Source organism: Blautia sp. ZXY-1-C6 (assembly GCF_056339875.1).
In genome coordinates this window covers 1-5,381 of sequence record NZ_JBWJVQ010000043.1, presented here as the reverse complement: position 1 = coordinate 5,381, position 5,381 = coordinate 1, and the positions used below count along the sequence as shown (strand labels likewise).

Annotated in this window: 5 protein-coding genes and 1 pseudogene; 4 read left to right on the top strand and 2 right to left on the bottom strand. The window is 42.6% G+C overall.

Annotated elements, in window-relative coordinates; genetic code table 11:
- The first annotated feature begins 44 nt into the window (after nt 1–44).
- Nucleotides 45–744 (top strand): annotated as a pseudogene (locus AC075J_RS01940) (EFR1 family ferrodoxin).
- A 154-nt stretch (nt 745–898) separates the two neighbouring features.
- On the opposite strand, the gene AC075J_RS01935 reads toward AC075J_RS01940, so the two are convergent.
- On the bottom strand, nt 899–1,102 hold the full coding sequence (locus AC075J_RS01935) for a hypothetical protein (protein ID WP_020993865.1): 204 nt from the start codon (nt 1,100–1,102) through the stop codon (nt 899–901).
- Nucleotides 1,103–1,444: 342 nt separating this feature from the next.
- Here AC075J_RS01935 and iadA point away from each other — a divergent pair, with 342 nt between their 5' ends.
- The gene (gene iadA, locus AC075J_RS01930; RefSeq protein ID WP_287638366.1) at nt 1,445–2,584 is read left to right on the top strand and encodes a beta-aspartyl-peptidase; all 1,140 of its coding nucleotides are present in this window, start codon (nt 1,445–1,447) and stop codon (nt 2,582–2,584) included.
- Between the two features lie 115 nt (nt 2,585–2,699).
- On the opposite strand, the gene AC075J_RS01925 is transcribed toward iadA, so the two are convergent.
- Nucleotides 2,700–3,542, bottom strand: coding sequence for a MurR/RpiR family transcriptional regulator (locus tag AC075J_RS01925; RefSeq protein ID WP_118331509.1), 843 nt, complete (start codon nt 3,540–3,542; stop codon nt 2,700–2,702).
- 204 nt (nt 3,543–3,746) lie between these two features.
- On the opposite strand from AC075J_RS01925, the gene AC075J_RS01920 reads away from it, so the two are divergent.
- Both AC075J_RS01920 and AC075J_RS01915 read left to right on the top strand, forming a co-directional pair.
- Complete coding sequence (locus AC075J_RS01920; protein WP_020993867.1) at nt 3,747–3,995, top strand: hypothetical protein; 249 nt, start codon at nt 3,747–3,749, stop codon at nt 3,993–3,995.
- On the top strand, nt 3,996–5,381 hold a 1,386-nt coding region (locus tag AC075J_RS01915; RefSeq protein WP_476389903.1), incomplete at its 3' end, for a sodium:solute symporter family transporter. It abuts the gene before it with no gap.

Here is a 5,381-nt window from a genome sequence, read left to right as displayed (position 1 = left end):
TAGCAGAGAGGATTGCCGGCAGCTTGCAGGAAAAACTGATCTGTATGAACGAACGGATCAAATCGGGCGATACCGGGCCTGTTAAGACAAGAGAGAATCTGGTAGTGGTGGTACCGACTTATGCATGGAGAATCCCGCGTGTGGTTTCTGACTGGATCGGACAGACAGAATTTGTCGGGGCGAAGAATGTCTGGTATGTGATGAGCTGCGGAAGCGGTATTGGTGGCGCAGATATATACAATCGAAAACTGAGTGAGAAAAAAGGATTAAAACATATGGGGACGGCACAGATCATTATGCCGGAGAATTACATTGCCATGTTTAATGCTCCTGATGTGGAGAAAGCAAAGAAGATCGTTGCGGCAGCAGGTCCTGATATTGCTAAAGCTGCGTTGGCAATCAAACATGGAGAGAAGCTTCCATCAAAAAGTGGCTTCGGTGCATCTTTTTGAGAGTGGTCTGGTGAATGATATCTTCTATGTGGCATTTGTAAAGGCAAATGCATTCCGGGCGGATCAGACATGTACCGGCTGTGGCAAATGTAAAAAATTCTGTCCGTTAAACAACATAACACTAAAAAATAAAAAGCCTGTATGGGGAAAGCATTGTACGCACTGTATGGCTTGCATTTGTTATTGCCCGGCTGAGGCAATCGAATATGGCAGGAAGAGTGTTGGAAAGCCCAGATATTGTTTTGAGAATCTGGGGCTTGAGAAATATGACTATAGCAATCCTCTAAAATAATGCATCTTAATCCAGTCCATCAGAGTGTGAAATCTGCGTCAGATATCTTTGCCGTGCGTCAGCACGCCTGCAGATATCTTCCTTGTCTTTCGCACTCTGCTGAACTGTCTTAAATGCATTATTTACGAGGATTGCTATAGTTTGATATTTACGATCAATTCTCGAAAAATGTGACAGTAAAACCATCAGTTCCTATAGTTACGTCAGAAATAGTATCATTATCCCAGAGAGCATCCGTAATGACAGACTTTAAGGCTTCGTCCAGAATAAGATTAAATTCTTCTTCGATAAGTGAGAATGGAACCAATTTCTGGACTTCTGCACATTCCAGAATAAAATTAAGTATTTTTTCTTCCATGATAAATCCTCCTCGTAAAATTCCATACAGCATATATTACAATAGACAAAGCAATCTGTCCACCTTAGATTTTATTTTTGATAATTCATTATGGTACGATACAGGTGGCGGTATATGACAACCGATTAGAAATTACTTCTTCAGGAAAGCTGCCAATGGGACAAACATTCATATCGGATGTACCTTGATGGTGGAGATATATAGCTAATTATTCAGAACTTTCATAGACAAAACGGATTCCATCGTATATACTTTGAGTAGAAACGAAAAAAGAAGAGTAACTGTTCATGATAGTTTGGAGTATCTGCGTAATGAACAGCTACGGGAAAAAGGGGAACAGTTATGTTATTGGTAAAGAATGCAGAGATTTACGCACCAGAATATCTCGGTAAAAAGGATCTTTTGATTTGCGGGGGAAAGATTGAATGTATACAGGATTCCATCAGAGAATTGCCTGTGGAGTGCGAGGTGCTGGATGCAGAGGGCAAGATTCTTACTCCCGGATTTTTAGATCAACATGTACATATCACCGGAGGCGGTGGAGAGGGAAGTTTTCATACGCGGACACCGGAATTACAGATGTCGGAGCTGGTAGAGAACGGTATCACAACAGTGGTGGGACTTCTGGGTACGGATGGTATCACCAGGAGTGTGGACAATCTTTATGCGAAGACCCGGGTACTCTGTGAGGAGGGCGTGAGTGCTTATATGCTCACAGGTGCTTACGGATATCCCAGCCCGACTATCACAGGTGAAACAGACAGGGACATCGTATTCGTGAATGAGATTTTGGGTGTGAAGCTGGCGATATCTGATCACCGGGCACCTAATGTGACTGGTGATCAGTTGGTTCAGATTGCAAGTAAAGCTCGTGTGGCGGGAATGCTCAGTGGAAAGCCAGGCATTGTGGTGCTTCACATGGGAGATGACAAAGATGGTCTTGCGCCGGTATTCCGGGCATTGGAGGTGAGTTCTGTTCCTGTACGGATTTTCCGTCCCACTCATGTCAACCGGAATGAAAAGTTGCTGGAAGAGGGCTACGAATTTCTGAAGCGGGGAGGTTATATTGATCTGACCTGCGGTATGCACACTTCACCGGGAGAATGTGTTCTGGAGGCTAAAAAGCGGGGACTGCCCACAGAGCATATCACAATGAGCTCTGACGGACACGGAAGCTGGTCTAATTATGCTGAGGACGGCAGCCTTCTGGAGATAGGTGTATCTGGTGTGGATGCGCTTTATAAAGAGTTGAAATATATGGTGCAGGCCCTTGGAATGAATCTGGAGGAAGCATTGCCTTATATGACCTGTCAGGTGGCGGAGAGCCTGGATTTACAGGGAATCAAGGGAATTGTGGCAGAAGGGGCCGATGCAGATATGTTGTTGTTTGATCAGAACCTGACGCTGGATACCTATGTGGCAAGGGGAGAGATCTTTATGAAGCATGGAGAGGTACTCCGAAAAGGAACTTACGAGAAATAAAAGATAAAAAGAGGTAACTGGTCAGAAATCGAACTGCTATGAAAAGAGAATAAAAACGAAACCGGATATATGGTTTCCTGCGGGAAACTGTATATCCGGTTTTTTTGTCTGGAAATCAGGATGGCAAGGTATCAATAAAGATCTGACGTTCTGCTGGCGATATACTGTCGATGACGAGACAGGAAGCCAGAATATTGAGCATGGCCATGGGCACGGTCATGGAGTTGTAAAACAGCTTCGTAGAGGTGGGGCAAAGCAGCAAAAGTGTGCTGTGTGCTGCCGCCGGAGAAGTATCACTGTCGGTGATGGTCAGAATCGGTACACCTGATTTTGCCGCTTTTTTAGCAATATTTCCAATAGGAAAATAATAACGGGGGAAAGAGAAAAAGATTACCAGATCACCATCCGTCAGCTGTTGGATAGTCTTCTGGGTCAATTCCAGATCTGATAAATCAATCAACACAGCATTAAGGTACAGGATTTCCAGACGACCCTGCAGAAATTTACCGGGTACCAGGGAAATATCATGGGCAAAAATGTAGATATGGCTGCTTTTTCGGATTTCATCAGAAGCCTTTATCACAGATTCCAGATTGATGTTAGCAATAAAATCAGAGAAAACTGTAGCCTCTGTATTGCAGATTTCATGAAGGATCCGTTCTCGTTCGGAGGCTTCGCCTGAGATGCGCTCCGGCAGAAAAAAGGAAGAAGAGGAGGCCTGTTTAATCATTTTCTGGGTATAGTCCCGAAACTGCTCCTTTAAGTCCAGAAAGTTGGAGTACCCCAGTTTTTGACAAAAACGAAGCAAAGTCAGCTCGGAGGTACCGGTCTGATGGCTTAGCTGTGCCAGTGTAATGTAGCTGATTTCCTCCGGATTAGCAATTAGATAATCTGCGATTGTTTTCTGCTTTTTTGTCAGGGCAGGATAAAGTTTTTGAAGATGCTCTAAAATATCCATAGATATTACACGATGTCCTTTCTTTGCATGGTGCATGCAATGTTTTATATTTTTTTCATAAAAATATAAGTAAAAACTTTACAAATTTATTATAGCATGTATAATGGAAAATATAAAGTAAAGTATATACTTAACAAAAAATCGAAAGAAAATCATAGTATATATTACATGATTTTCTTTCGAAAGCAAAGGAGGAAAAAGGCTATGAAGAAACTTTTTGAGAAACACTTCGAACGGACATGGTTGATTATTTTTCTGATTATGTTTGTATTAATTATGATTCCGTTCCCGTTTTTCTACAGCGAGACGTATATTCCCGCATTTGGTGGTGTTCCACTCTATATATTCGGATGGATTGTTCACACTGCCATTACATTTGTGCTGATTATTGTTTATTATCGCATGTGTATGAAGAGAAAAGAATATCACACTTATGATGAGGAGGACAAATAAATGAATGGAGCAGCAGTAATTCAGCCAGCACCGATTCCTTTCTATACAGTTCTGGTACTTTATCTTGGAATTATGGCATTTATTGGTTGGTACGCAGGACGTAAGACGAATAATATTGGCGATTTCTTTGTATTGAGTGGAAAGGCTGGCGTGGTAGTAAGTGGTATTGCATATTTCTCAACTCAGTTTTCCATGGGAACATTTCTCGGTACACCGGGAACCATTTACGGTGTAGGCTATGCAGGAATGGCTATTTCTGTACCTGGAGCTGTGTTCTGCATGATTCTTCCGGCTCTTCTGATTGGCCGCAAGCTGATTACCCTTGGTCATAAATATGGTTTTCTGACCATGGCTGATTACTTGACAGATCGTTATCACTCCAAGAATATGAGCGGTGTTTTGGGCGTGATGATGCTCTTCTTCCTGGTTCCGATGATGGGTGCACAGATTATCGGAGCAGGCGTTATTGTACATGTATTTACCGGACTGCCTGAATGGGTAGGCGTTGTGGGAATGGGTATCATTGTCATTCTCTACTGTATGACTGGTGGTATGAAAGGTGCCATGATGACAGACGTTATCCAGGGGTCTCTGATGATTGCTACTGCAGTGGTTACTTTTATTGTATCTATAGTAATGGGTGGAGGTTTCTCCAATATTAACCATACACTTCAGAGCATGAATGAGGCTTATTTGACTTTCCCGGGTGCCAATGGTTATATGCCTTGGACTTATTATATATCCAACATTGTACTGTGGTCCTTCTTTACTATGGGACAGCCGCATCTGTTTACCAAATTCTTTGCCATGAAGGATCATAAGACTATGTTTAAAGCAATTCTTCTTGGTACTGCAGGTATGTTTTTCTCTGCGACTCTGATTGAGTGGGCCGGTGTAAATGGTATCGCTTCTATTCAGAATATCGAGAAGGCAGATCAGATTATTCCAATGATTCTGCAGAGGGGAATGAATCCATTCCTGGCTTCTATTTTCATCGCAGGTATCGTGGCAGCAGGTATGTCCACTATCGATGGTATTCTGGTCACCACCACCGGTGCTGTTACCCGTGATATTTATCAGAAGATTATCAATAAGAATGCTACAGATGAGGCTGTTATGAGCCTGTCTAAGGTAGTGACTGTAATTATCGGTATCGTTGTAATTTGCTTTGGTGTATTCCAGCCAGGCAGTATTTTTGAGATTAACCTGTTTGCATTCTCAGGAATGGCAATTTTTGTAGTGCCGATTCTGTTTGGAATTTACTGGAAGAAAGCAACAGCGAAGGGAGCAATCGCATTGGTTATAGTAGGTATTATTTCACTGTTGCTCTTTACACTGAATCCGTCTGTCAAGGCGCTGGCGATGGGCTTCCATGCATTGTTCCCG